Here is a 26844-nt window from a genome sequence, read left to right as displayed (position 1 = left end):
AAGGGGTTTTAAAAGTTATGTTGCACTTAATTTTTTTGCCATCTCATGGGTCATTTCTTCGGCATAAGCACCATAGGCATCAACAAGTACGCCTTTATTCTTACCATCATTGGACGATATGGCATAAATCACGGCATTGTTATCAGGACTGCTGTCGAGGCTTTCAAACCTATGGGTTTCCGTAACCGTAAAATCCTCCGGTTTTAGTTTCAGGCTCCTTGACGCACAGAACAGGCAGTCCGGCAACAGACTAAAGTCCATACTGTATCCACGCTGTCTTAGGTCTTTAAGCGCCTGCACCATGTCATTGTACTGTACCATAGCTTTCAGACCTGTTATTTAATGGTTTCGACCGTACTGCCGCAGGTAAGCATCTGTGAGCCGTAATATGGGTTTTTAACAGCATTCTCTTTACTTAGCCAATTGGCTCCCTTACCTCCGTTGTACATAGGGCAGTGCTGGTAATAAACGGGAGTATCCTGTTTAGACACTTTGGCCAGTGTGTAGATGCTTCCCGAAAGTGCCGCAAAAGCACTTCTTTGTTTTGCAACATCTTTTGATTTTGAAATGCTTTCCGCATTGGCCGTCAAGTCCTGCATCACTTTCATCCAAGCCGTATGTTCCTCTGCCGATAGCTTATTCATATCGACTGCTTTAAGGGATGCAGCCAATTCAGCGGCTTTGGCAGATGCGGTCGCCGCATCGGTTTTTATCAAAGCATCTTTCACTGAAAAGTAGTTGTCAAATACAGCCTTTAGCTGTGATTGGTTTTGGGCTGCATCTTTGTTAGCTGCCATTTGGCTATGGTCGTGATTGCCATGTCCGGCATTCATGTCCATTCCCGCCTCCTTGTTTTTGGCAACCGTCTTCACTGGTCTATCATACTGGCAGCAACCAGCCAGTTTAGCATATACGTCATCCGGCGCACGGAACTTCTCACTGTCATAACCAGCCAAAGCGATACGTTTCAGGATTTCATCCTGATTTGTTTTGTCGCCGTCATAGGTGAGCGTAGCCATCTTAGTATCTTTGTTCCAGTCAACACTGGCTACCTTTTTTACGTTACCTGCTTTTTCGATGGTGGTTTTGCATATACCACAATTGCCGTAAATCTTTACGGTTTCTGTTTTCGCATTCTTGATTTGTGCGAAGCCGTTTATTGATGATAGTAATACGGCGATTACCATCACTATTTTTGATAATGATTTCATAATAATTACATTTTGAGAAACGGGGGATTGATAAACCCATTTCTGTTTTAAATTTTGAATAAATGATACAAATAGGGGATTTGCAAAAGCCGGAACAGCTTCTGACAGGACACACCTATGGCTATCAGGCCATAGTTTTAGCTTATTTTAGGCGGTAGCCAAATGGAGAAAAAGCCCGAAGAATAGTAGGCTTCTTTGAAACCGAATTTGTGCTTTTTAGCCGCTGCTAAGTGATTTTTTGCCTTTAATTCGATTACGGTTGGGACATTTAGGGAAGTGGTTGAAGCACCGCACCTGCAAGAGCTGCGTGAACAACCGCCCCCGCATTTGTCACTTTTGCATTTTTTACAGGATTTGCTCTTGCAACCTTTTTTATGTTCTGATTTTTTGGATTTCTCCTTTGAGCAGGAAGACTGCTCGGTCTTTGTTGAATTTTTGGAACAGGCATAGCTCTGACTTGGCATCATAAAGAAAACCAAACAGAACAATGTCAAAATGCCTATATGTATTCTATAATTTTTCAACGCAACAAAGTTACAAATTAGATTGGTTTTTTATATCGTTTTACGTTTTTTTTGCTATATGGAAAAATAATGCCATATACGCAATAACCTATCGCCTTTTTTCAGAATTGATAAAATGCCCTTTTTCATCAACCCAACCTCATGGAAATTCGGTCGGAAAAAGGGCATTTCAAAAAGGTGCTGGCTTAGGCATCCAAAGGTTCTATTTTGAAGCCTGCCTTTTGCACGGTCGATATTACTTCCTGCTCGGTAATGCCCTCGGACTTCACGGTAAGTACCTTGTCCTTGTTGGCCGTGTCCACTTCCCAATGGCAGATGCCCTCTGCCTTGTCCAAGTGCGGCTTTACAGATGCGATACAACCGCCGCAATTGATGTTCGTCTTGAATTGAAATTGTTTATTTTCCATTGTTTACAAATTTTAGAGTTATCTGATAATGCAAATTTCCGTACTATTCAGTTAGTTATTGTTGTGTAATTTCTTGTTTGATTTGTGAGATTTACTGTTTTATTTCTTCCACTTCAACCGCAGGCTGTTACTGACCACGCTCACGCTGCTCAATGCCATTGCCGCACCCGCAATCATCGGGTTGAGCAGGAAGCCGTTAACAGGGTAAAGGATGCCTGCCGCTACCGGAATGCCGATTACGTTGTAGATAAACGCCCAGAACAGGTTTTGCTTGATGGTGGCTACGGTCTGTTTGGACAAGCGTATTGCCTGCGGTATCTTGGTCAGGTCGGACGAAATGATGGTCATCTTGGCTACGTCCATTGCGATGTCGCTGCCTTTGCCCATTGCGATACTTACATCGGCTGTTGCCAATGCGGTGCTGTCGTTGATACCATCGCCCACCATTGCCACTACCTTTCCTTTACTTTGCAGTTCTTTCACAAAGTCGGCTTTATGCTGTGGCAAAACTTCGGCTTTGTAATGCTTGATGCCTGTCTGCTCCGCAATGGCTTTAGCGGTAGCTTCATTATCTCCGGTCAGCATATACAGGTCAATGCCCATTTCCTGCATTTCCCGGATAGCCTGCACCGATGTTTCCTTAATCTTATCGGCGATAGCGATTACAGCAAGAGCCTGTTTGCTGTTTGCAAACCAGATAACGGTTTTGGACTGTTTGCCCCATTCTTCGGCCTGGTCTTGTAATTCGCCGGCAATGGCAATGTTGTTTTCTGCCAATAGCTTTTTGTTGCCTACATAATAGGTTTCGTTGTCATGGTCTGCTTTTGCGCCTTTGCCCGTAATGCTGTCGAACATGGATAAAGAGGTGGTCGCTACATCGTCAAGATGCTTCACTACGGCTTCTGCCAATGGATGCTCGGATTGCTTTTCGATGCTCAAAAGGATTTCTTTTGCAGTGTCCTCATTGTTCAGCCATTTAATGCCCGTTACCTGTGGTCTTCCCTCGGTGATGGTTCCGGTTTTGTCCAAAACGATGGCATTTACTTTTTTGGCCAGTTCCAAACTTTCGGCATCCTTTATCAAAATGCCTTTCTCCGCACCTTTACCAACGCCTACCATAATAGCGGTGGGTGTCGCTAAGCCTAAAGCACAGGGGCAGGCAATGACCAATACCGTAACGGCTGCCAACAGACCTTGAACAACCCCGTTTTCGCCTCCCAAAATCAACCATAGTGTAAATGTCAGGATGGCAATGCCTATCACTGTGGGAACAAAGATGCCCGCAATCCTATCGACCAGTTTCTGTACGGGTGCTTTGCTTCCCTGTGCATCCTGCACCATTTTGATGATGTGGGCAAGCATGGTTTCTCTGCCCACTTTTACCGCCTTGAACCGGAAGCTGCCTTTTTGGTTAATCGTTCCTGCAAATACTTTTTCTTTTTCTTTTTTCAATACAGGTACAGGCTCACCGCTTAACATGCTTTCGTCCACATACGAATTGCCCGATATGACCATGCCGTCTACCGCAATCTTTTCACCGGGCTTTACGAGTATCACATCGCCTGCGCTTACGTCTTCGATAGCGGTCTGCTTTTCCGTTCCATCCGCCTGTACCACGATGACCGTTTTTGGCTGCAAGCCCATCAGCTTCTTAATGGCAGAAGAGGTGTTGCCTTTGGCTCTTTCTTCCAGCAGTTTCCCTAACAGGATGAATGCGATAATAACGGCTGCCGCTTCAAAATATACGTGGGCGTGCAGTCCCCGTTGATGCCAAAAGTCGGCAAACAGCATATTGAAAACACTGAACAGGTAGGCAATACCTGTACTCAATGCCACCAGCGTATCCATATTGGCGGAACGGTGCTTTGCCTGCTTCCAAGCGTTTACAAAAAAATCCCTGCCCAACCATATTACAACGGGCGTGGAAAAGAGCCACATTATCGGGTCTGCATAGGGCATATCCATAAAGAACATTCCTATGATTACCACGGGCAGGGAAAGGATAATTGCCCAAATGGTCTTGTTTTTCAAGGTTCGGAATTTCTTTTCGTGGATGGCTTCGAGCGTTTCCTGCTGCTTGGTTTCGTCTTCAATCAATAGGTCGTAACCTACTCCCTGAACCGCTTTTTGCAGGGTGGAGGCATCGGTCATATTGGGCAGATATTCCACGGTAAGATTGCCCGTTGCAAAGTTCACGGAAGCATTAACTACTCCCGGTTGGTATTTCACAATGCTTTCGGCACTGCCCGCACAGGATGCACAGGTCATGCCCAATACCGGAAAAGCACTTTTAACCGTAGGAACTCCGTAACCTAAATCTTTAATTGCCTTAACAGCCTCGCCTACGGTTTCATTGCTAACTACAGTAATCGCTGCCCTTCGGTTGTTCAGCTCTACTTTATGGGTTTCTACGCCTTTTACCTGTGCCAATCCCTTTTCAACGATTAATGCACAGTGTTCGCTTTCTACATCCTCCAATGGAATGTATATATTTTCTCTGTTTGTCGCCATATTTGCCTGCTTTAATTTACAATACAAAATTGGCTATTATATTTATGGGTACTGTTGTGAAATTTTGGATTTGATTTGTAAGATTTACTTACACTTTATCCAACGGTTTTCTTTTATCCTCTTTAATCTGTTTGAAATGGCTTGGTGTTAGCCCGGTAACTTTTTTAAACTGGTTACTCAAATATGCCACGCTCGAATAATTTAGGCGGTTCGCAATCTCACTTAATGACAACTCATCATACACCAACAATTCTTTGACTTTCTCCACCTTTTGGGCGATAAAGTATTTTTCAATGGTTGTACCCTCTACCTCTGAAAACAGATTGGACAGGTAATTGTAATCGTGATGCAATTTGTCACTCAATACATCGGAAAGGTTGGTTTTTACATCACTATCCTGATGGTGTACCAGGTCAATGATAATGTTCTTTATCTTTTCTATTATCCTGCCTTTTTTATCGTCAATTACTTCAAATCCTAATGGCTCTAAAGTTTTGGACAAATTCTCTTTTTCCAGAGATGTTATTTCTTTGGAAAGAATAACTTCGCCCAGTTTTATATTTTTAGCATCTAATCCCAGTTTTTCCAATTCGTTTTGTACCACCATAATGCAACGGTCGCAAACCATATTTTTAATAAAGATTGTATTCATATTTATTTACTGACTACGTTTAGTATTTAATACATAAGCAATAAACAAATTTACAATTTAAGTTTAATTACTCTGACTTCTTGCCAAGAGGAATAAAGCCTGTGTACATATATACTTACTGTTTTTCATCTTGTTCGTCCATTTTCTTTATCAGTGCTTCACACAGCCTGTCGAGGAATTTCGTTCGGTTTATTTTGCGGGCTTTAAGTTCCATAAACGTATGGTAAAAGTCGCCTAACTCAATATTGAAGGCATCTTCAAACGTTTTGGCTATCAATTTTATGTCTGTATTCCCATTGTTAAATACACTTTGGGAATATAGTGCATAAATAAGTTCCGTCAGTGCTGTTTTGCTTGCCGTCCATTTCAACGAATTTTCTGAAGTCTTTTTTAGATTAAGGTTATTCAACTTGTCTTCCAAATAAACCTGTATCAGATCATTGGCAATTATCTTGGCAACCTTATAATCGTGCGAAGTAGAAAAAGTATGGTCTGCCTCAAAATAAAAGGTATCTAACCATAGCCTTATATCGTGTTTTCCCCGTACAAATATTTTTTCATCCACAAAAGAATTATTGCTTCGGTAATACTTATAAAAATCAAGGTTGTTATCAAAGAACCTTTTTAGCTTTTTCAGTTCTTTGATAAAATATTTCCTGATGCGCTTATTCCCATACGGTCTTCTCGTTTCTATTTTATAAATGGCGTTGTAGTAGATGAGCTTTGAAACAATAACAGGTTTCTGATATTTGAAAAAGCGGATTTCTTCATTAGTATTCTTAAATCCTTTTTTCAAAACGTATTCCTTTAATTCCGAAAGGCATTCGAGAATAAGGTGTATGGCAGCTTCAATACGTTGTAAGGAGCAATCGACTTCAACCTCCAATTCGCTAATTTCTAATTCCAGTTTAGAGAGTGTTTCTTTGTAGAATTTGTCCATTCCTTATCTTAAATCTATTAAAAAAATAATTGAGAAGCCTAAATACTGTAATATTTGAAAAGAATTTACATTTTCAGGCTTCTCTTTTGAAACTTTGGTTTTTGCTTGATAACTTATAATTCCACTTTTAGTGATAGTGATAGATATAATAGTGTCTAATTTTTATGTATATCAAAGCAATAAGGCACACAGCTAAAAATATCCCAAAAAGTATCATAAAGAGCGAAGGTTTTTTCGACTTCAACAAATTACCATTTGAGGGTTTAGAAGCTTTGTATCTTTTGTACGGAGGTACTTTTTGATAACTTTTGCCTTTCCTATGCATTGTTAGTTTTATTCATTATTAGAATAAGCTTAATTCTAAAATTTCATCCTCTGTATTCTTACAGCATTCAAAATTGCCAATAATGCTACACCTACATCTGCAAAAACAGCTTCCCACATTGTGGCTAAACCACCTGCTCCTAAAACGAGAACGACAGCTTTTACACCAAATGCTAAAATGATATTCTGCCAAACTATTTTCTTGGTTTGCTTTCCGATATTGATTGCCATTGGGATTTTACTTGGTTTATCATCCTGAATTACAACATCTGCAGTTTCAATAGTGGCATCGCTTCCTAAACCACCCATTGCAATTCCTACATCGCTCAAAGCTACTACAGGCGCATCATTCACGCCATCGCCAACAAATGCTACGGTTTCGTTTTTGGCTTTGATTTCTTTTACTTTATTTACTTTGTCTTCCGGCAATAAATCGCCAAAGGCATTATTAATTCCTAATTTATCGGCAACAAATTTTACCACGGTGCTTTTATCTCCGCTCAACATTGTAGTTTTTACGCCTAATGCTTTTAGTTTGTCAATTGTAATCTGTGCATCTTCTTTAATACTGTCGGCAATGGTAATGTAGCCTGCAAATTTTCCATCGTAAGCAATGGCGATTAAAGTGTAAACAATCGTACTTGGGTCTAAATCATAACTGATATTGAACTTGTCCATCAATTTGAAATTACCTACCAATAATTCTTTTCCGTTTACGTTGGCTTTTAAACCGTGACCTGCTATTTCTTCTGTGTTTTCTAATTTTAGGGAATTGTCAATTTCTCCTACATATTGATGAATGGCTGTGGCAACAGGATGTGTACTTTGACTTTCTAAGGCATTTACCAATTTCAGAATTTCGTCTTTATTTAATTCAGGTTTCAAATTAACTTCCTGTACTTTGAAAACGCCTTCGGTCATTGTTCCGGTTTTATCCATCACAACATTCTGAATACCTGCAATCACATCTAAAAAGTTACTTCCTTTGAATAAAATCCCATTTTTTGAAGCGGCACCAATTCCACCAAAATACCCTAAAGGAATACTGATAACCAAAGCACACGGACAAGAAATAACCAAAAACACTAATGCTCTGTATAACCATTGACTGAACAAATAATTATCAACAAAAAAGTAAGGAACAACAGTAATAAGCACTGCTAATAACACAACAATTGGTGTATAGATTTTTGCGAATTTTCTGATGAATAACTCTGTTGGTGCTTTTTGTGCAGTAGCATTCTGAACCAATTCCAAAATCTTTGAAAGCTTGCTATCGGTATATGCCGTGGTTACTTTTACCTGTGCAACTGTGTTTAAATTTATCATTCCTGCTAAAACAGTTTCGCCTTTGGTTTTGGTGTCGGGTTTGCTTTCGCCAGTTAATGCTGCGGTGTTGAATGCTGCCGTTTCGGATAATAATTCGCCATCTAATCCTAATTTCTCTCCGGGTTTTAATTGAATGATATTGCCGATGCTTACAGTTGCTGCTTTTACAGTTTTAGGTTGGTTATTTTCTAAAATCGTTACTTCATCGGGTCTTTGGTCGAGCAGGGTTTTAATGTTGGCTTTGGCTCTTGTTACGGCTAATGTTTGGAACACTTCGCCAACGGCGTAAAACAGCATAACGGCAACACCTTCGGGATATTCGCCAATGGCGAAAGCTCCGATAGTGGCAATGCTCATCAATAAAAACTCTGAAAATACATCGCTTTTGCGGATGCTCTCAAATGCTTCTTTAATTACAGGAAATCCAACAGGTAAATAGGCTATTGCATACCAAATAATTCTTACCCAACCTGTAAACCAGGATTGCGGTAGCCAATTATCAAAAGCAATAGCAATCATCAGTAAAACAAAACTGATAATGGCAGGTAAAAACATTTGAAAGGTAGATTTGTCGGTACTTCCGTGGTTGTGACCGTCATCATCGCTGTGTTCGTGGTTGTGACCGTCATTGTTGTGATGCTTTTCTAATAATTTTTTAGCATTAGCATCGGTATATATTTTTTCTTCCTGTGGTGTGCAGCAAAGCTGTTTGCCTTGTGCATCGTATTTATGTTTGTGTTCCATTAGAGTAGTCTTTTAGTTGTTTTTTTATAAATTAAATATTGTTCTCCGTGTTGTTTTTCCAAAAACTCTTCTTCCAGTCTTATCTGAATTTGAATAACGATATAGGTAGTAAGCATCAGGAAAAATGTAAGTGTATTGGGTAGTATAAAAAATATTCCTGCAACACTGATTATCATTCCCAAAAAAATCGGGTTCCGGCTGTAAGAGAATAATCCTTTTGTGATTAATTCGGTTTTGTTATTTTCATCAATACCGACACGCCAACTGTTACTCATTTGATATTGCGCTACTGAAATCCATAGTAATGAAAGGTGTATCAGTATTAATGCAATGATTAAAAACACGTCTTTCATTAAATAAGAAATCGGTACTAAATATTGATACATTTTATCGCTGAACGAATAGATGAATACCGCAACGAAAAGCAATGCTATCAATACTTTCATCACAAAACCGATATAGTCGTGTGCAATATCTGTTTTGCCAAAAGTTATGGGATTGATGCCCGTTTGCTTGTAGGTTCGGTATTATGGTAGCACAAAAGCTACCATAATATACAACACCAAATACACCGGCAAATAAAATTTTAACCAAACCATAGCGTTCAATTTTTAATGTTCGTGACCACCTGCATTGCTTAGTTTTGCATTGACGAAAAACGCACCTTTAACTACAATTTTAGCATTGGCAGGAATTTCATTTACAAAAGTTACAGCGGTGTAACCCATATCAGATACGCCTTTCAGCACTTCTACCTTTTCAAAATTCTTAGCAGTTTTATCTTCTTTATGGTCTTTTTCTTCGCCCTCTTTGTGGTCGCCTTCTTTTTCGCCTTCTTCGTGATGGGCTTCTGCTTCTTTATTGGTTTGTACAAAAATGTAGTATTTGCCATCGGCATTTACAATCGCATCAGTTGGTACAGCAGGCGTTGTTACATTATTAAGGCTTACAATTCCTGTGATATTCATTCCATCAATTAAACCACTTTTATTACCATTTACACGACAATGAACGGCGATGGTTTTGCTCTCGTTTTCAAAGGATGAACCAATGCTGAAAACTGTAGCATCATACTCAGCAGTAGGATTATTGGTTAAAGTAAAATGAATAGTTTGTCCAACTTTTACCTGTGGTAAATCTTTTTCAAACACCTGTAAATCTAAATGCAATGAACTGTTATCTACAATTTCGATAACCGGCGAAGAAACATCTACATAACTTCCAATTTTGGCAAAAACGTTGCTAACCGTACCATTCAGCGGACTGGTTACGACCAATGCGGATTTTAAATTTCCGTTTGATACCGAACCTGGATTGATGCCCATTAATTGTATCTGCTGTTGCAAGGAAGCTCTGCGGGTTCTTAAACTGCTTAATTCGGCAGTAGCACTTTGCAGATTTTTCTTTGCACCTGCATTGCCTTCATTCAGTTCTTTTTGCCTTGCTAATTCCTGTTCTGCAAACGTAATTCTGCTTGCTGTACTCAAATATTCTTCCTGCAATTGGATGAACTGCGGATTGGCAATGGTTGCAATAACCTGACCTTTTCTTACATAATCTCCAATTTGAACTTTCAGTGTTCTTATCACACCGCCATACAAAGAAGTGGCGTTGGCTTTATTGTTATTGGGAACTTTCAGATTTCCGTTTGCTTTGATGGTTGCTGTTAATTCCTTGTGTTCAATGGTGCCTAATTGTATGCCTACCGTTTTTATTTGTTCTTCGGTAAGTGTGGCAATGGTTGGCGTTTCTTCCTCGTGTGGTGCTTCTTCTTTTCCTGCAGTTTTGGTTTCGGCAGATTTATCTTCTGCTTTCTTATCATTTTTACAGGCAGAAAAAGCAAATAGTAAAACAGCTATGGCTGTCATCAACGTGATTTTTTTTATATTGAATTTCATTTGTACTTATTGATTGATGAATGAATAAATATTGATTACAGATTGGTTGACCTGCTGAATACTTTTGAGGTAATTCAACTGAATATCGGTTGCGGTTTGCAAGGCAAAAAGATATTCTACATAACCGATGTCGCCTGTTTTGTAACCTAATTGAGCTGCCGCTACAATCTCCTTAGCGTTAGGTAATGCTTCCTGCTGAAAATAATTGAATTGATGCATATCCTGTTGGTATTGTTGCAAGGCATTCTGCATTTGCGTTGCTAATACTTTTTGCTGCTGTTGTGCGTTAGCTTCGGCTGCCTGTTTTCTGTAATCCAAAGATTTTATCCTTGCTTTGGTAGCACCGTAAGTGATGGGAATTGCAATGCCAATATTTACAGAATTGAAACGGTTACCAGAATTAAAATATTTTTCCGCACCATTTACAGTATGAAAACCTATTAAAGACTGATTTGTAAAGCCAATTGTAAAATCGGGTAAACCTTGCGAACGCTCTACCTTTTTGGTCTGTTCTGCAATAACAGCATCCTGATATAAGGATTGAATGGCGGGATGATTTGCCACTGCATCATTATCCAACAAATTACTGATTTGTAAAGGCTGAAAAATTCCATTTTCTGCAATGGTAAAATCTTCTTTCGTATTCATCAATGTTTTCAGGCTGGCAACTGCATTATTTAAAAATACTTCATTCTGTTTTAACAATAAATGGATTTCCCCTTTCTTAGCTTCTGCTGTACTGATGTCCACTTTTTTGGTATCGCCAGTTTTGTATCGAAGCTTTGCAATACTTATGAAATTATTATACAAACTATCTAATTCTTGCAATTTTTTTTGATTGTGTTGCAAATACAGAATTTGATAATAATAAGTTCGCACCTGATTTTTTAACTCCAAAACGCTAAGGTTTTTTTGCAATTCTTTCCCTTTTATCTCTGCGTTAATCAATTGCTTTTTTGCTCCGAATAATGACGGAAAAGGAATGGTTTGTGACACCTGAAAAGACTGGTCGAATTTGGTGCTGTTGTACTGTCCCAACTGTGCATTAATATCCAACTTAGGTAATTCTCCGGCTGTTTTTTTCAACACTTTGCTGGCATCAATTTCTAAATCTGAAGCTTTAATGGCTTGATTATTTTGAAGCGCAATATTTATCGCATCATCAACACTTGATAAATGCTGTGTTTGTGCATTTGCTGTAAAGCCTGTTAATGACAGAAGCAATACAATGATAGTTGCAATAGGTTTCACTTTGGGTTTTCTTTTTAAATTAATTTTTGAATTGAAAATGATGTAGAGTAAAGGCAGAACGAACAGCGTAAGGAAAGTTGCCGTAACCAAACCACCGATTACTACGGTTGCTAAAGGTTTTTGAACTTCTGCACCTGCACTGCTACTTAGTGCCATCGGTAAAAATCCTAAGCTCGCAACGGTTGCCGTCATCAATACAGGTCGAAGTCTTATTTTTGTTCCTTCGATTACTCGTTTGAAAACATCTTTTATTCCTTCTTTTTCCAATTGGTTGAAAGTGCCTATCAATACAATTCCGTTAAGAACGGCTACACCAAACAAGGCGATAAAACCAATTCCTGCACTGATGCTGAAAGGCATTCCACGAAGCATTAAAGCCAATACGCCACCAATGGCGCTCATCGGAATTGCGGTAAATATTAAACCTGCTTGCTTAAAGGAACGGAACGTGAAATAGAGCAACACAAAAATTAATAACAAGGAAATAGGAACGGCTATCATTAATCTATTGCTGGCTTCTTTCAGATTTTCAAACTGACCGCCGTAAGTGAAATAATAACCTGGTGGTAATTTTACCTGTGCATTTAATTTTTGTTGAATTTCTTCAACCACACTTTGCACATCTCTGCCTGCAACGTTGAACCCGATTACAATTCTTCTTTTTCCTGCTTCACGACTTATTTGCGCCGGACCTAATTTATAATCAATCGTAGCAACTTGTGATAACGGAATTTGATTGCCTGTGGAAGTTGGTATCATTAAATTATTTACATCTTCAATACTGCTTCTGTGAATACTATCTAACCGAACCACCAAATCAAATCTTCTTTCATTTTCGAAAACCACACCTGCACTTTTCCCTGCAAAGGCGGTACTTACAACGTTGTTTACGTCTTCTACATTAATGCCGTAATTGGCTAAACGAGTTCGGTCATATTCTACATTAATTTGTGGTAATCCGCTTACACGTTCTACTTGTGGAGCTGTAGCACCTTCTACGGTTTGAATAACTTTGCTTACTTTATCGGCATTCAACGCCAATGTATCTAAATTTTCTCCGAATATTTTTACTGCCACATCTTGTCGAATGCCTGTCATCAATTCATTGAAACGCATTTGTATCGGTTGGTTTTTTTCAAAAAATACTCCAGGTATTGCTTCTAATTTTTCATTAATGGCATCTGCTAATTCATCGTAAGTTCTGCCACTTTTCCATTCGCTTTGAGGTTTCAGCAAAATCATCATATCGGTTGCCTCGGGTGGCATTGGGTCGGTGGGTACTTCTGCTGCTCCTGTTTTACCGACCACCATTTTTACTTCATCAAATTCTTTAATAATTCTTGAAGCTTGCATTGATGTTTCGATACTTTGGCTTAATGAACTTCCTTGTGGTAAAATGCAGTGAAAGGCAAAATCGCCTTCCTGCAATTGTGGTATAAATTCGCCACCCATTCTGCCAAATAGAAATAGTGTAAAAGCAAATACAGCAACGGTTATGCCCACTAACCAATATTTTATTTTGATGGCTTTTTCTAATAAAGGCTGATACATTTTTTGCAACCAATTCATCATTTTATCTGAAATGGTTTCTTTGTGCATCGGCTTTTTAGATAAAAACAAAGCACACATCATCGGAATATAAGTAAGGGATAAAATCAATGCGCCAAATATTGCAAAACCTACTGTTTGCGCCATCGGACGGAACATTTTTCCTTCAACACCTACCAACGTCAAGATAGGAATGTAAACGATTAAGATAATGATTTCGCCAAAAGCTGCACTGCTACGGATTTTAGAAGCGGATGTAAAAACTTCGTTATCCATTTCCAATTGTGTAAGTTTTTGCTTAGATTTTCTTAAACCCAAATGATGCAAAGTGGCTTCTACAATAATTACCGCACCATCTACAATTAAACCAAAATCTATCGCACCCAAACTCATTAAATTGGCACTCACGCCAAAGACATTCATCAAGGCTAAAGCAAATAGCATCGCTAAAGGAATAGCGGAAGCGACAATCAATCCCGCTCTGAAATTTCCCAAGAAAATAACCAATACAAAGATGACAATCAATGCACCCTCTATCAGGTTTTTTTCTACGGTACTCATTGCTCTGCCTACTAAATCGGTGCGGTCTAAATAAGGTTCAATGATAATATCATCGGGTAAAGATTTTTGAATAACGGGTAGTTTTTCTTTGATACGATTGACAACCTCGTTACTGTTTTCGCCTTTCAGCATCATTACCACACCGCCCACTGCATCTACTTCGCCGTTATAAGTCATTGCGCCATATCTTACCGCACTTCCAAATCTTACATCGGCTACATCTTTAATAAAAATAGGAATACTGCCACCGTCATTTTTTACACTGATATTTTTTACATCATCTAAAGAAGTAACCAAGCCAATTCCACGAATGAAATAAGCATTTGGTTTTTTATCAATGTAGGCACCGCCTGTATTTTGATTGTTTTTTTCTAATGCCGTAAAAATATCAGTAACACTTACACCCATTGCTCTAAGGCGGTTCGGGTTCACGGCTACTTCATATTGTTTCAGCTCGCCACCGAAGCTATTGACTTCGGCAATTCCTGGTGTTCCGTACAATTGTCGGGCTACAATCCAATCCTGCATTGTGCGCAATTCTTTGGCATCGTATTTTTTCTCGCTTCCTTTTTTGGGATGGATGATGTATTGATACACTTCGCCCAAACCTGTACTTACGGGAGCCAGTTCCGGCGTACCAATTCCTTTCGGGATTTTCTCTTCGGCTTCTTTTAATTTTTCATTGATTAATTGCCGGGCAAAATAAATATCTACATTGTCTTTAAATACAACCGTAATTACCGACAAACCAAACCTCGAAATGCTCCGTGTTTCTTCTAAATCTGGAATATTGGCAATACTTTGTTCAATAGGAAAAGTTACTAATTGTTCTACTTCTTGCCCCGCCAATGTGGGACAAACCGTAATTATTTGTACCTGATTATTAGTAATATCGGGTACGGCATCAATGGGTAATTTTGTGGCGCTCCACACTCCCCAAATAATGAGCAACAAGGTCATTATACCAACGACAAGCTTGTTCTTGATACTGAATTTTATAATGTTATCTAACACGTATTTCTGTTTAATATTTTACAAAAAATATACTTGCCACTTGTGGTAAGCAGCCAACAGATTTATGAATGTCTATGGAATGGAAAACGTACTATTTGCCTATTATCACAAAAGCAAAAGCTTTATGGATTTATCTGAAACAAACAGGAAAACTTAAATGGATTGCACATATCATTATAAAATGAATGACAGGAGCATCATCAGTTAAGGCTAAACATCAGCCATCAACAGCATTTGGAAAATCTGTAAAAATTAAACATTAAACTTGGGTGGGTTCCAGATATTTCCTTGGTAGCGGGAAATTAAGGTGTAATCACGGATTGTGATTTTTTTAGTAACGAAAGCAAGTTTAGGTTGCTTGATTTCAAAAGGCTTGAAATTAAAAGACCCGATGCTTACACTGCAACAACTGCAATAGCAAAAAGGACTACAATTGTCGTTGCTATCCTGGTTATGGTCGTGAGATTGGGCGGTTTCAAATTTAGGAACGGTATCTTCACACTGATTGCTTGCATCGCTGCAAGGCAACGCTGCGAGTACCATCAGGTAAAAAGTCCATATTGTGAGAAACCATTTCATTAGGGTACAAATATAGAAAAATAATTTGTGCAATCGGATTGCAAAGTTTCAGATTATTTTAATTGCATCTGTCACACCTTCCTTTAAGCACCAAATTGATACCTTCTAATTTGAAGTTTAGAGGAATATTGATGTTGGGAATTTCTGCATCTGTAAGGCAAAAAGTTCGTTTGCATTGTGAGCAATGGAAATGCGTGTGCTGCTCCGAAGGATTACAACTGCAGCCGGATTGGCAAAGTGCATATTTTACAACACCCGTTCCATCATCGATTGTATGGATAAGTTTGTGCTCTAAAAATGTTTTTAAAGTTCTAAACAAAGTGACATTATCTGCATTTTCGAACTGTTCTGCCAATTCTTTATGACTGATGGCGTATTGTTGCTGCATCAATTTTTCTGCCACCAACAAGCGCATTGCGGTAGGTTTTATATTTCTTTGTTGTAAAACATTTTCTAATTCAGTCATTCTAATTCAAATTTCTATTGTCCAATCATCCTTGTCATCTTCGTTAACTGCTATTTGCTCTATGATGCTGTTCGATACACTGTCGGAGTACGTGCCATAGCCATTTACGAAAATCCCTTTTGCTCCGTCTTTTTGGTTTCTCATCGCATACAAGATAGCTTCATCTTCCAAGTCATTCAGTCCTGTAAAACGATAAATTTTATCAATAACTATGTCACTTAAATTGACCTTTTCGCCTCCTATTTTGTATGAGATATTTTCTTCCAATAGGTTAAAATCTTCAGTATAACCTCTTAGTCTTAATATTTCAATTACCTCTGATAATGTTTTTTCTGTTGATGCCATAAGTTATTCTTACAATTGTTTAAAAATAATTAGTAAAACCTACTGATTTTTTATGTGATTTATATAAAATGCGTTCTATTTAGCAACATTTTTTTTCCTTTTGTATTGGTGGACAAGGAACACTGGCATAACTACAATACACACAGCAGTCGCCTTGTAGTGGTTTTAACCTTGTTTTGCAATTTTTACATTCATAAAAATACTGACAAGTATCAGTTGGCATTGTTTCCTCTTTTTTGTGCCCACATTTTGGGCAAGTTATTATTGATTGTAATTTAATTTCCATTATGATATAATTTTACTTTTTAGTGATTTATAACCTGTCGAATTGATAGCTTTTTCGATTTCAGCAATACTGGTTTGCTTATTATCAAACTTGACAATAGCGTTGCTTTTCTCATAGGAAACGACAACTTCGATAATTCCTTTTAGTTTGCTAATCTCTGTTTTAATATGATGTTCACAACCTGAACAAGTCATTCCTTTAATTGTAAACTCAACTTTCTGAATTTTGGAACTTTGGGTAATAATTGTTTTGTTTTCGGGCTTTGGAAAAAAGATGTGAGCGTAAATTGGAAATGATAAAAGTAAAGCCGCCACAAGGGTAATAATTCCTAAAAATGATTTTGTTTGCATAAAATTTGTTTTTTCAGTTGTTTCACATTTACAGTCAATTTTCTTTTGCGGTTTCAACTTTTGATACCAAGCAAAACCAATGACTAAAATTGTTAAACCGATAAAATATGGTCGGAAAGGTTCGAGCCAGGAAAAGTTTGAAGCAAGTCCACTCGTCCCTGCTATGAGAGCTAAAACAGGTGTAATGCAACACAATGAAGCTGCAATTGCTGTCAAAAGTCCAGTCCCGACTAATTTGTTGTCCGTTTTCATATTGTTTCTAAAATTTTGTTATCGTCAAGTATTTTAAAAAATGGTTCCAACATTTTTTCATACTCTTTCGTCAACGAGTAAAAAATGGTTTGCGCCTCTCTTTCGGTTTCAATAAGCTTTCGGTCTTTAAGTTTTCTCAAGTGCTGAGAAATTGCTGAAATTGTCATTCCAAGAATTTCACTCACATCACAAACACAAAGTCGTTTTTCTTCATAAAGAAGAAACAGAATTTTCAGCCTTACATTATTTCCCGTCAATTCAAGTCCGTTCGACAAATAGTCAAACGAGCTGTGGAGTTCTGAAACTCGTTCTTTACAGCGATTGATTTGTTTAATGTCAGCCTGTTGTCGTATACAAGAAGTATTATCCATAATGTAAATATAGCTAATTTGTTTATTTAAGCAAATGCTAAAGTATAAGTATTAAAATTTGGCATTTTATATGTTGATGTAATGGTGCTGTTTCTTTTAATTCTTCTAACAATATATTAATAGAAACAGCACAAAAATATTTGGTATAATCATTCTTGTTGTACCAAATGCTGCAAGTTCGGGTCATTCTTAATGCGCGCTATTTCACTTACAACAATATTCAAGATGTCTGATTTTATCTGTTTGTAATTGCTTTCAATATCCTGTTTCAAGGCTTGAAGTATTATTTCGTTCGGAAAACATTGAAGAAGGATTATCTCAATTATCAACATTAAAACAGCTTCCCAAAGTTTGCATTATCGACCTTGATTTTTACAACAAGAATGTGCTTGTGCAGCTTCAAAAATTAAGAACGCAATATCCAAACATTAAGCTGATTGCCCATAGTGATATTGATACAGAAAAAACAGTAAAATCTCTTTTAGAGATTGGTTTTGCAGGTTATCTGCTTATTGGCAGCGATGCAGATGATTTTAGAAAAGCCATTGAAGTTGTTATTAATGGCAAGAGATATTTTAGTATGGAAGTAGCTGGAATTGCTAAAGAATATTTCAGCAATAACTGACCGTCTAATCATAAGAACATAAAATGTCTGTTCTAATCAAGTGACGTTCTTTTGCTTCTTTTCTTTGGTCGCTTATGTGGAAAGAAAAGAAGTTATTATCAAATCTAATTATGGGATAACGAATATCCCACGCAATAACGCTGCAACCTGTTTGGTAAAATGGAAAAGAAAGGGAATTGTGAAGCGGTGCATTTTGCTAAAGGGGGATTGCACCAATTTAAAGCAAAAAGACTGCCCGACCATCGGGAGGATCTGTCTTTTTGCCGCCCGACTTTTCGGGTCAGGCGGAATGTTAATTTTTCGGTTTACTTAACATTACTTTTAAAGCTAATAATTTCTCGTGTATATCTGCCCAATATGCCTGTCTTTCCTTATCACTTTCAACGGGTGGATTATGCTGATATTCTTTGTACCACCCAGTTTGCTGAATAGCTTTTTTAAGGTCAGTAACTTCAATCCAATTACCTTTTTTATCTCTGATTTTCATTATTCTTACTTCTGGATGTTGTTAAATTGATTTTCGAGTTTACGCTCTAACAAAGTGTCGAGTATTTCCCATTCGCTGTCGTACTCCTTGCCCTCAAAATGGTAGGTGTCTGTTTCCTCGTCTAATTCATAGCTGTCAAAGTCCTGGCTATCTAAACAGGTGTCCGTTAGTATGCGGTCTTCAAATATTGCCTGACCATATACTAAGCATCCTAATTCCTCATAGTCCTGTATGAAATTCACTTTGAAATGTTCGGCTATCTGCTTAACGGCATCCGTGTTTGGCGACCATTTTGTTTCATAATGGAATACACCCGCACTTGCATTGTCCTGACTGATATTGTAGAAATAATCTCCGTGCGTGTCTTGTACGAAATCGGGCAATTGCCCGCAGTTGTCTTTCTGTTCCTGTTCAGCCATTGATTTGAATAGCTGTGTTATCTGTTCTATTGCTTCGGCTGTTCCCTCAAAAACAACCCAGTTGTTGCACCAATTAGCCATAATTATTTATCGTTTAAGGTTATCTGTAAAAATTTGTCGCTTCCGAAAAGCAGGTGTATTGCATGTTTTAGTTGCGGGTCGCATTGAGCTACGTCTGTATATTCAATCAGGCAGTGAATAGCGAAGATTGAATTGTGTCCGTCAAAAAAATTGTCTGTAAACCAGTTCGGGCGTTTCCAAAGTAGTTCATTTTTGTCTATTCCTTTTTGTGCATTCTGCACAAGCCTGTACCAAAATTCAGCAGTAAAAAATCCTTTTTGATGCCAACCTTCTCGAAAGGCGGTTTCATTTTGCAGAAAATAATCGCATTGCTTTTTTATTGCGTTTTGCAGGTTCTCCAGTTCTGCGGGAAACAGTTTGCACAACAAGCCCGCTTTATCGAGGTTATCCATTTTATCTAATGCTTTCATATCTTTTGTTTTTAGTAGGCGACCACCTTTGCAGGTAGTCGCCTTTGATGATTAATTGAAGTTGAAAATCACTGCTCCTGAATAGGCAAAGTCTGTACACAGTTCAAAGGCTTTTTGGGTCTTTAGCTGTGCTGTACCGCCCATTACAATGGATTGTAGTTTGGCTTCGCCATCACTGTAATTGCGTACATTCTGAAAGTAACCTGTAACAGCATTGTAAGCCCCGAATAATGTGCCTTTGGTAGTTGCCATTTGTTGGGTGTCGCTTATCATAGCATATTCAAAGGCATCATCTACGGTGTTTTTAAACACGGTGGAAACTTCATCTTCCGCACCTTTTTTGAGCAGATTAAGCGTTTCTTTGTTCGGGCAAAGTGCCAACTGGATTAGCTTTCTTACTTCTCGGTCTGTTACCCTTACTTTAGCCCAATCGTTAAAGATGTTCTCTAACTGCGTGCTTAGTGTGTTGGCAAGCCCCATAACCTTGTGAGCATTTTCGAGGCGTTGTTTTGCTCCTGACGTGTGTTTGATACGCACTACATTGGTCATACTCCGCAATGATGCGTTCAGGGTGTTTTGACATACGATACGGATAGGTGTAAACGCTGCGGTAATACTTCCACTACCGTCGTGGCTTGTGGTTAAGAAGATGTACTTTTCTATTACGTCGTCGCCGTTACCTACACGGATATAGTCGGGCAGCTTGGCAGTAATAAAAATACGCTCCCCGTTACCCAATGCTCCTGCGGTTTCGTACAATATTCCCTCGCCTCCGCCTACAATAGCATCAAAGAAATTGAACGCCTCACGGTTTTGTACAATATGGTAGTCTTTGCCTACTACACCCAACGGTGTATTGGTGTTGGTGCGGAGGGTGGCGAAACTGTTAGGTACTAAGATGTCATTGGCTTCAATCAGTTCTCCGTTTTCGCCTATGCTCATTGTTCTGCCCTGTGTAAACAGTGGGGATTTGATAACCTCGTAATCTAAACCTGCGTGTACTATTGCTTCCTCGCTTGTTGGGTATTGCTCTACGATTTGCCCCAAACCGTGCCACGCTTTTTGTTGAACGCTAAAGAATGAATGACGTCCTGTTTGCTCGTTGAAATTGACGTTGTGTGCCATAATGCTAAAATTTTGATGTTTGAAAAATGTTATTTACTCACTCGCTTTTCTCGTTTCCCGCTTCCCGTTGTGGTTTGCTCCGCTTCGCTTCGCATAAATTTTTCCAAAAGAAAAACCGGAAAAAAGAAAGCAGATAATCCAAGCGGGCAACAGCGTAAAACCGAAAGGAAACGGAATAAGTCCCGGAGGGTGGCAAGGCAACACACAGCAATTCGGCGAAGCCAGCATTTTGCCTTGCCATTATGCCGTAGTCTTTTGGTTGGGCGTGTGAGGTGGCTGCCCGCTATAACTTAGCTGCCTTTTTACCGGTTGATTGTGGAAATTTTCTGTTCTAAATTTTTATGGCATTAATGACCAGGCTATGATAGCCTGTAATAGGGATTTGAAAAATGGAATAGCAGGGAGCGTTAGATAAGGGTTTCGTTTTTCAATTTTCTATTTCTGAAGTAGGTAATAAGCTCTTTTACAGCGTTGGATTGCGTAGAGGAAAATAAATGTGCTTTACCTACACAAAAAGATAGGCATAAAAAAAGCAGAACCGTTAAGTTCTGCTCATTGAGATTAGATAAAAGCTGATTAGATTGCCATCATAAACGCTTCTTCCATTGCCTTGAATTTAGGGGTAACTAAATCCATATCCTTACTGATTTTTTGGCTTGTGATTTTAGCGTAAATCTGTGTAGTGGAAATATTTTTATGCCCCATCATTTTGCTAAGACTTTCAAGCGGTACGCCCTCGGTCAAAAACATTGTTCCGAAAGTATGCCTTGCCGTGTGAAAAGTTACTTTTTGCTCCGTAATGATTTCTGCCTTTTCAACCAGTTTGCCTATGTGAGTATTGCAGGTTGCATTGGTCGGAACTGGAAAGATAAATTCATTCCTTGTCGTACCCTGATATTTCTCAATGATACGTTTAGGGATTTCCATTAACCGAACATTTGAAGCAATATCTGATTTCTTTCTCCTGCTGATAATCCACTGATGACTGTCAAAGAATGATTGAATGTTGTTCCTTGTCAGTTTCTTAATATCCGCATAAGCAAGTCCTGTAAAGCAACTGAAAATAAACAGGTCTTTTACAAGTTCATACCGTTGGTGCGATGGTACGCACATCATCAGCTTTTCAACATCTTCTTTAAGGATATAGCCCCGGTCGGTTTCTTCCATATTGATTTCGTAATCCTGAAAAGGATTATCACGTATCAAGCCTTTTTTAATAGCCAGTTCCACAAGGGCTAATACAGGCATCGTGTACACCCAAACTGTATTGTGGGAGGACTGCAAATCATACCGGAGGTAAAAATCAAACTCCCGGATAAAATCGGAAGTCAATTCCCGAAAAGCCATATCGTCACGATGATAGCGTTCCTTTATAAACGTGGTAAGATGATTGTAAACTGTGATATACTTGTTGTAGGTGCTTTGTGAGCGTTCTTCCTTTTCGACCAATTTTTTAAAATCCTCATTTTGGTCGTTGAAGACTTTAAGTATTGCATCATCCAATACGCCAACACCCAAAAACGATAGCTTTACTTTTTGGGCGGTTGCAAAGCCCTCGTGCTTCAACATATCTTCATAAATCTTGTCGATACGCCCACGTATATTATCCAGTTTTTTATTGATACTTAATGCCTGCGCACTTTTGCCCTGAACTCTTCCGTGTATTAAATCCCAATTATTGGGGTCAATTTCTAACTTTGTTCCGAAAGTTTTAGGGGTTCCGTCAATGGTAATACGTGCCATAATCGGAGCATTACCGTTCTTTTTCAATTCGTTCTTTTTTAGGTAGAAAAGCAGTTTGAACGTCGATTTTTTTGTTTGTTCCATAACTCAAATGTTTAACGTTTAAAATTAAATTACATTGAGTTACAAGGGAATGTAAAAAGAGGTGCAAAAGACTGAAATATAATCGGTTAAGCTATATAGTCACCTTTATCAATCGGTAACGAATTAGTAACCTAACCTTGTCATTTTAAGCCCAAAACCTATCAGACACCGACTTCCGAACTAAGACTACTGTTTTTATAAAGCTTTGTATAGCAATGGTTTTAACCGTTTTGCTTATTTTTGCTTTTTACTAATCTTTTTTACTAAAAAAATTTATTTTGCTTCAGCAGCTTTAATAATTTCTTGAACAACCGTTGGGTCTAAGAGTGTAGAAGTATCACCTAAATTAGAAATATCACCTTCAGCAATTTTTCTTAAGATCCTTCTCATAATCTTTCCTGATCTCGTTTTTGGCAAACCGGGAACAAAAACAATTTTATCGGGCTTTGCTATTGCGCCTATATACCTGCTTACAGTTTGTAAAATATCTAATCGAGTTAATTGAGCATCTTTATCTATTCTCGGGAAAATAACATAAGCGTAAATACCCTGACCTTTAACTGGGTGAGGATAACCTACCACAGCACTTTCTACCACACCTGCATGTAAATTAATTGCATTTTCTACTTCAGCAGTCCCTATTCTATGGCCAGAAACATTTATAACATCATCTACCCTGCCCGTAATTCTATAATATCCATCCTCATCCCTTAAACAACCATCACCCGTAAAATAATACCCTGGATAAGCAGAGAAATAAGTTGATTTAAACCTTTCGTGATCTCCATAAGTAGTACGCAACATACCAGGCCAAGGGAATTTTATACATAAATTTCCAGTAACGCCATTTCCTTCAATCTCATTTCCAGCTTCGTCCATTAAAACAGGTTGAATTCCTGGAAGCGGTAACGTTGCATATCCTGGTTTTGTAGGTGTAATTCCAGCCAATGGCGAAATTAGAATTCCTCCAGTTTCTGTTTGCCACCAAGTATCTACAATTGGGGCATTTCCACCACCTATATTTTGATCAAACCAATGCCATGCTTCTTCATTGATTGGCTCACCTACCGACCCTAATACCCTGATAGAAGATAAATCTTTACCTTTAACTGGATCTGTACCAAAACTCATTAAACTTCTAATTGCAGTTGGAGCCGTATAAAGAATATTTACTTTATGGCGCTCAACAATATCCCAAAATCTGGATGGCGTTGGATAAGTAGGAACTCCTTCAAAAATTACGGTTGTTGCTCCTTGAAGCAGTGGCCCATACGTAATATAAGTATGACCAGTAATCCAGCCTATATCTGCTGTGCAAAAGAAAACTTCCCCTTTTCTGTAATTAAAAACATTTTGAAATGTATAGCCTGCATAAACCATATATCCGCCGCAAGTATGAACTATACCTTTTGGCTTTCCGGTAGAACCCGATGTATAAAGAATAAACAATGGATCTTCTGCATTCATCTCTTCAGACGGACAATAAGAATCTACCAATTTTGCTTCATCCTCCCACCAAACATCCCTACCTTTAAGCATAGAAACCGGGATTCTGGTATGTGTTAAAACCATCACCTTTTCTACAGTAGGGCAACCCATTAAAGCATCATCTATTACTTCCTTCAATGGAATTTGTTTATCCCCTCTAAAACCACCATCGGCAGTAATCACAAACTTACAAAGCGCATCATTTATTCTATCGGCAATAGAGCGGGCAGAAAAACCACCAAATATAACTGAGTGTACAGCTCCAATTCTGGCGCAAGCCAAGAGAGCGATCGTTAATTCGGGAACCATTGGCATATAAATACATACCCTATCTCCCTTCTTAACACCATTTCTTTTTAAAATATTAGCGGTTCTACAAACACGCTCATGCAACACTTTATAAGTTAAAGTAACATGTTCTTTTTCAGGATCATTGGGTTCAAAAATATAGGCTATATCATCAGGTTGAGTAATTAGATGCCTATCTAAACAATTATCTGTAATATTTAAAGTACCACCTTCAAACCATTTTATATCAGGACCATTAAAATCCCATTCCAACACCTTATTCCATCTATTTATCCAGAGAAAATTATCGGCAACATCCGACCAAAAAGATGCGGGATCTTGAACACTTTTTTGGTAAGCCGACTGATATTCCTGGAACGATTCGATCTTCATAATTCTTTTATTTTATCTTAATTACTACTTCCTATTAATTTTCTAAATTTAATGATTCAAACCTAAAATCAAACTAAATACATAATCCTTTTACAAAAGGAAATTTGAAACAAAGTAAAATACTTAAATTATGATTTAGAAAATTGATTTTACAGCTATAATTCTGCATATATCAATTAGTTTACAACTAGTCTTTAAGGATTAGAAATCATTTTGTATATTTGCACTTTAGTGCCATAAGAGATGGTACGGGAGTACCTTGCAAATTAAAAAACTAACCTCAGTTTAGCAGTAAATTTAAGTAGGTTTATTTAAAGAAAAACTAGAAATTAGAAAACAATAAAAATTATCTCTAATTCTATTTGTCATTTAAAAAAATATTTCTGATATTTGCAAACTCTTAAAACAAGAGCTTTAATTTAACACAAAATAGCAAGTCATGTCAAGAATTTGTGATTTAACCGGAAAAATGGCTATGAAAGGTCATAACGTTTCACACTCAAACGTTAAAACCAAACGTAAGTTTTATCCGAACCTACAACTTCAGAGATTTTATATCCCTGAGGAGAACCGCTGGATAACGCTAAAAGTTTCAACTTCAGCTATTAAAACAATCAACAAGATTGGTATTAGTGAAGCGATTAACCGTTTCATGAAAAAAGGATTTTTATAAAAAACAGCTCTAATCAGCTAAATAAATAATAAGATGGCAAAAAAGGGAAATAGAGTTCAGGTAATTTTAGAATGTACAGAACATAAAACCAGCGGCATGCCTGGTATGTCTAGATACATCTCTACAAAAAACCGTAAAAACACAACCGAGCGTTTAGAATTAAAAAAATTCAACCCGGTATTGAAAAAAGTAACTGTTCATAAAGAAATTAAGTAAAAATCTCTCCTTTATTTACATAAAGGTTGATTTTACTCTTAAATAAAATTTAAAATGGCTAAGAAAGTAGTTGCAACACTAAAGACTGGAACCGGTAAAGAATACTCAAAAGTTATTACCATGGTTAAGTCACCTAAAACTGGCGCATATTCATTCAAAGAAGCGATCGTTCACAATGATCACATCAAAGATGCAATTGCAGCAAGTCAAGAAAATAAATAATTTTCATTGGATTAAAAATATTTAAGCCCACCCAACCAATTGGGAGGGCTTTTTTTGTATTATGGGCTTATTCGATTTTTTAAAAAAAAAGGAAACTACTCCGGAAACCACCGAAGCACTAAATAGTGGATTGGAAAAAACCAAACAAGGTTTTTTTAGTAAACTCACTAAAGCTGTTGCCGGCAGATCTACTATAGATGCTGAAGTTCTAGACAACCTGGAAGAAATATTAGTAACTTCTGATGTTGGAGTCGCCACCACGCTTAAAATTATTGAGCGTATTGAAGACAGGGTAGCTAAAGACAAATACCTTTCTACTAATGAACTTCAACAGTTGCTGAGAGAAGAAATTCAATTGCTTCTTGCTGAAAATAACAGTAACGATTTCAGAAATTTCGAGTACGGAAACCATAAACCTTATGTAATTATGGTAGTTGGTGTTAATGGTGTTGGAAAAACAACTACTATTGGAAAATTAGCACATAAATTAAAACAAGAAAATTTAAAAGTGGTACTTGGGGCTGCCGATACTTTCCGTGCTGCAGCAGTTGATCAAATAAAACTTTGGGGAGAAAGAGTAGGTGTACGTGTTGTTGCACAAGCTATGGGTTCCGACCCTGCTTCAGTTGCATTCGATACACTACAATCTGCCGTTGCCAACCAAGAAGATGTTGTAATTATAGATACAGCTGGCCGACTACACAATAAAGTAGGCCTGATGAATGAATTGGGTAAAATTAAAAAGGTAATGGAACGTGTGGTTCCAGGTGCCCCTCACGAAATTCTATTGGTATTGGATGGTTCAACTGGTCAAAATGCATTTGAACAATGCAAACAATTTACAGAAGCAACTGATGTAAATGCTTTAGCTATTACCAAATTAGACGGTACTGCAAAAGGTGGTGTTGTAATTGGTATTTCAGACCAATTTAAAATCCCAGTAAAATATATAGGAGTAGGCGAAAAAATTAATGATTTACAACTGTTTGATAAAAAAGAGTTTGTAAATAGTCTATTCAGCTAAAAT

General features: G+C 37.9%; 28 protein-coding genes. 5 read left to right on the top strand and 23 right to left on the bottom strand.

Features of this window, described 5'->3' with window-relative positions:
* Positions 1-15 precede the first annotated feature (15 nt).
* From VRU49_RS06330 to VRU49_RS06255, 17 genes are all read right to left on the bottom strand, one after another.
* Positions 16-321: a phosphoribosylpyrophosphate synthetase gene (locus VRU49_RS06330; protein WP_072885940.1), complete on the bottom strand. Its 306-nt coding sequence runs from the start codon at positions 319-321 to the stop codon at positions 16-18.
* Positions 322-335: 14 nt separating this feature from the next.
* Positions 336-1211, bottom strand: coding sequence for a DUF3347 domain-containing protein (locus VRU49_RS06325; RefSeq protein ID WP_034735069.1), 876 nt, complete (start codon positions 1209-1211; stop codon positions 336-338).
* Between the two features lie 268 nt (positions 1212-1479).
* Positions 1480-1659, bottom strand: coding sequence for a hypothetical protein (locus tag VRU49_RS06320; protein WP_330145948.1), 180 nt, complete (start codon positions 1657-1659; stop codon positions 1480-1482).
* Positions 1660-1920: 261 nt separating this feature from the next.
* Positions 1921-2142 carry a heavy-metal-associated domain-containing protein gene (locus VRU49_RS06315; protein WP_002981097.1) on the bottom strand — a complete coding sequence of 74 codons (222 nt, stop codon included), beginning with the start codon at positions 2140-2142 and terminating at the stop codon, positions 1921-1923.
* A gap of 99 nt (positions 2143-2241) precedes the next feature.
* A complete protein-coding gene (locus tag VRU49_RS06310; protein ID WP_330145947.1) occupies positions 2242-4653 on the bottom strand; it encodes a heavy metal translocating P-type ATPase in 2412 nt (803 codons plus the stop codon).
* An 88-nt stretch (positions 4654-4741) separates the two neighbouring features.
* Complete coding sequence (locus tag VRU49_RS06305) at positions 4742-5305, bottom strand: helix-turn-helix domain-containing protein (protein ID WP_024566623.1); 564 nt, start codon at positions 5303-5305, stop codon at positions 4742-4744.
* Between the two features lie 115 nt (positions 5306-5420).
* Positions 5421-6245 carry an RteC domain-containing protein gene (locus VRU49_RS06300; RefSeq protein ID WP_330145946.1) on the bottom strand — a complete coding sequence of 275 codons (825 nt, stop codon included), beginning with the start codon at positions 6243-6245 and terminating at the stop codon, positions 5421-5423.
* 360 nt (positions 6246-6605) lie between these two features.
* Positions 6606-8642, bottom strand: a complete 2037-nt coding sequence (locus VRU49_RS06295; RefSeq protein ID WP_084018996.1) for a heavy metal translocating P-type ATPase — start codon at positions 8640-8642, stop codon at positions 6606-6608.
* Complete coding sequence (locus VRU49_RS06290) at positions 8642-9088, bottom strand: methyltransferase family protein (protein ID WP_198418292.1); 447 nt, start codon at positions 9086-9088, stop codon at positions 8642-8644. Before VRU49_RS06290 ends, VRU49_RS06295 begins: the two co-directional genes overlap by 1 nt.
* Positions 9089-9253: 165 nt before the next feature.
* The gene (locus tag VRU49_RS06285) at positions 9254-10540 is read right to left on the bottom strand and encodes an efflux RND transporter periplasmic adaptor subunit (protein ID WP_084018997.1); all 1287 of its coding nucleotides are present in this window, start codon (positions 10538-10540) and stop codon (positions 9254-9256) included.
* 6 nt (positions 10541-10546) lie between these two features.
* The gene (locus tag VRU49_RS06280) at positions 10547-14914 is read right to left on the bottom strand and encodes a CusA/CzcA family heavy metal efflux RND transporter (protein ID WP_330145945.1); all 4368 of its coding nucleotides are present in this window, start codon (positions 14912-14914) and stop codon (positions 10547-10549) included.
* Positions 14915-15166: 252 nt separating this feature from the next.
* On the bottom strand, positions 15167-15493 hold the full coding sequence (locus tag VRU49_RS11480) for a DUF6660 family protein (RefSeq protein ID WP_431311600.1): 327 nt from the start codon (positions 15491-15493) through the stop codon (positions 15167-15169).
* Positions 15494-15551: 58 nt separating this feature from the next.
* Positions 15552-15959, bottom strand: coding sequence for a Fur family transcriptional regulator (locus tag VRU49_RS06275; RefSeq protein WP_084019000.1), 408 nt, complete (start codon positions 15957-15959; stop codon positions 15552-15554).
* Positions 15960-15965: 6 nt separating this feature from the next.
* On the bottom strand, positions 15966-16304 hold the full coding sequence (locus VRU49_RS06270) for a phosphoribosylpyrophosphate synthetase (RefSeq protein WP_330145944.1): 339 nt from the start codon (positions 16302-16304) through the stop codon (positions 15966-15968).
* Positions 16305-16383: 79 nt separating this feature from the next.
* Positions 16384-16590, bottom strand: a complete 207-nt coding sequence (locus VRU49_RS06265) for a GDCCVxC domain-containing (seleno)protein (protein WP_081457773.1) — start codon at positions 16588-16590, stop codon at positions 16384-16386.
* Entirely contained in the window at positions 16590-17192 is a 603-nt protein-coding gene (gene merTP / locus VRU49_RS06260; RefSeq protein WP_330145943.1) for a mercuric transport protein MerTP, read from the bottom strand. Before merTP ends, VRU49_RS06265 begins: the two co-directional genes overlap by 1 nt.
* The gene (locus VRU49_RS06255) at positions 17189-17563 is read right to left on the bottom strand and encodes an ArsR/SmtB family transcription factor (RefSeq protein ID WP_185229392.1); all 375 of its coding nucleotides are present in this window, start codon (positions 17561-17563) and stop codon (positions 17189-17191) included. The genes merTP and VRU49_RS06255 overlap by 4 nt, the downstream gene beginning before the upstream one ends.
* A gap of 385 nt (positions 17564-17948) precedes the next feature.
* Here VRU49_RS06255 and VRU49_RS06250 point away from each other — a divergent pair, with 385 nt between their 5' ends.
* Complete coding sequence (locus tag VRU49_RS06250) at positions 17949-18188, top strand: response regulator (RefSeq protein ID WP_330145942.1); 240 nt, start codon at positions 17949-17951, stop codon at positions 18186-18188.
* A 292-nt stretch (positions 18189-18480) separates the two neighbouring features.
* On the opposite strand, the gene VRU49_RS06245 is transcribed toward VRU49_RS06250, so the two are convergent.
* The 6 genes from VRU49_RS06245 to acs all read right to left on the bottom strand — a co-directional run bounded on the left by VRU49_RS06245 (position 18481) and on the right by acs (position 24706).
* Positions 18481-18675 (bottom strand): 3-isopropylmalate dehydratase, encoded by a 195-nt coding sequence (locus VRU49_RS06245; RefSeq protein ID WP_330145941.1) that lies wholly within the window; start codon positions 18673-18675, stop codon positions 18481-18483.
* Between the two features lie 5 nt (positions 18676-18680).
* Positions 18681-19175 carry a DUF1281 family ferredoxin-like fold protein gene (locus tag VRU49_RS06240; protein ID WP_330145940.1) on the bottom strand — a complete coding sequence of 165 codons (495 nt, stop codon included), beginning with the start codon at positions 19173-19175 and terminating at the stop codon, positions 18681-18683.
* A gap of 2 nt (positions 19176-19177) precedes the next feature.
* Positions 19178-19585: a hypothetical protein gene (locus tag VRU49_RS06235; RefSeq protein ID WP_330145939.1), complete on the bottom strand. Its 408-nt coding sequence runs from the start codon at positions 19583-19585 to the stop codon at positions 19178-19180.
* A gap of 51 nt (positions 19586-19636) precedes the next feature.
* The gene (locus VRU49_RS06230) at positions 19637-20710 is read right to left on the bottom strand and encodes a DUF932 domain-containing protein (RefSeq protein ID WP_330145938.1); all 1074 of its coding nucleotides are present in this window, start codon (positions 20708-20710) and stop codon (positions 19637-19639) included.
* Positions 20711-21286: 576 nt separating this feature from the next.
* Entirely contained in the window at positions 21287-22537 is a 1251-nt protein-coding gene (locus tag VRU49_RS06225) for a site-specific integrase (protein ID WP_330145937.1), read from the bottom strand.
* A gap of 273 nt (positions 22538-22810) precedes the next feature.
* Entirely contained in the window at positions 22811-24706 is a 1896-nt protein-coding gene (gene acs, locus VRU49_RS06220; RefSeq protein ID WP_330145936.1) for an acetate--CoA ligase, read from the bottom strand.
* Positions 24707-25145: 439 nt separating this feature from the next.
* Between acs and rpmB the strand changes: the two genes are divergently transcribed.
* The 4 genes from rpmB (at position 25146) to ftsY (ending at position 26841) form a co-directional block, all read left to right on the top strand.
* Positions 25146-25379, top strand: a complete 234-nt coding sequence (gene rpmB / locus VRU49_RS06215) for a 50S ribosomal protein L28 (protein ID WP_330145935.1) — start codon at positions 25146-25148, stop codon at positions 25377-25379.
* Positions 25380-25412: 33 nt separating this feature from the next.
* On the top strand, positions 25413-25595 hold the full coding sequence (rpmG, locus tag VRU49_RS06210) for a 50S ribosomal protein L33 (protein WP_008242799.1): 183 nt from the start codon (positions 25413-25415) through the stop codon (positions 25593-25595).
* A gap of 54 nt (positions 25596-25649) precedes the next feature.
* The gene (locus VRU49_RS06205; RefSeq protein WP_330145934.1) at positions 25650-25817 is read left to right on the top strand and encodes a DUF4295 domain-containing protein; all 168 of its coding nucleotides are present in this window, start codon (positions 25650-25652) and stop codon (positions 25815-25817) included.
* A gap of 61 nt (positions 25818-25878) precedes the next feature.
* Entirely contained in the window at positions 25879-26841 is a 963-nt protein-coding gene (gene ftsY / locus VRU49_RS06200; protein WP_330145933.1) for a signal recognition particle-docking protein FtsY, read from the top strand.
* The last annotated feature ends 3 nt before the right edge of the window (positions 26842-26844 follow it).

The sequence above is a fragment of the Pedobacter flavus genome, assembly GCF_036324285.1.
GTDB lineage: Bacteria > Bacteroidota > Bacteroidia > Sphingobacteriales > Sphingobacteriaceae > Pedobacter > Pedobacter flavus.
The sequence above is the reverse complement of the archived record's forward strand: the minus strand, read 5'-3'. Positions and strand labels throughout refer to the sequence as shown.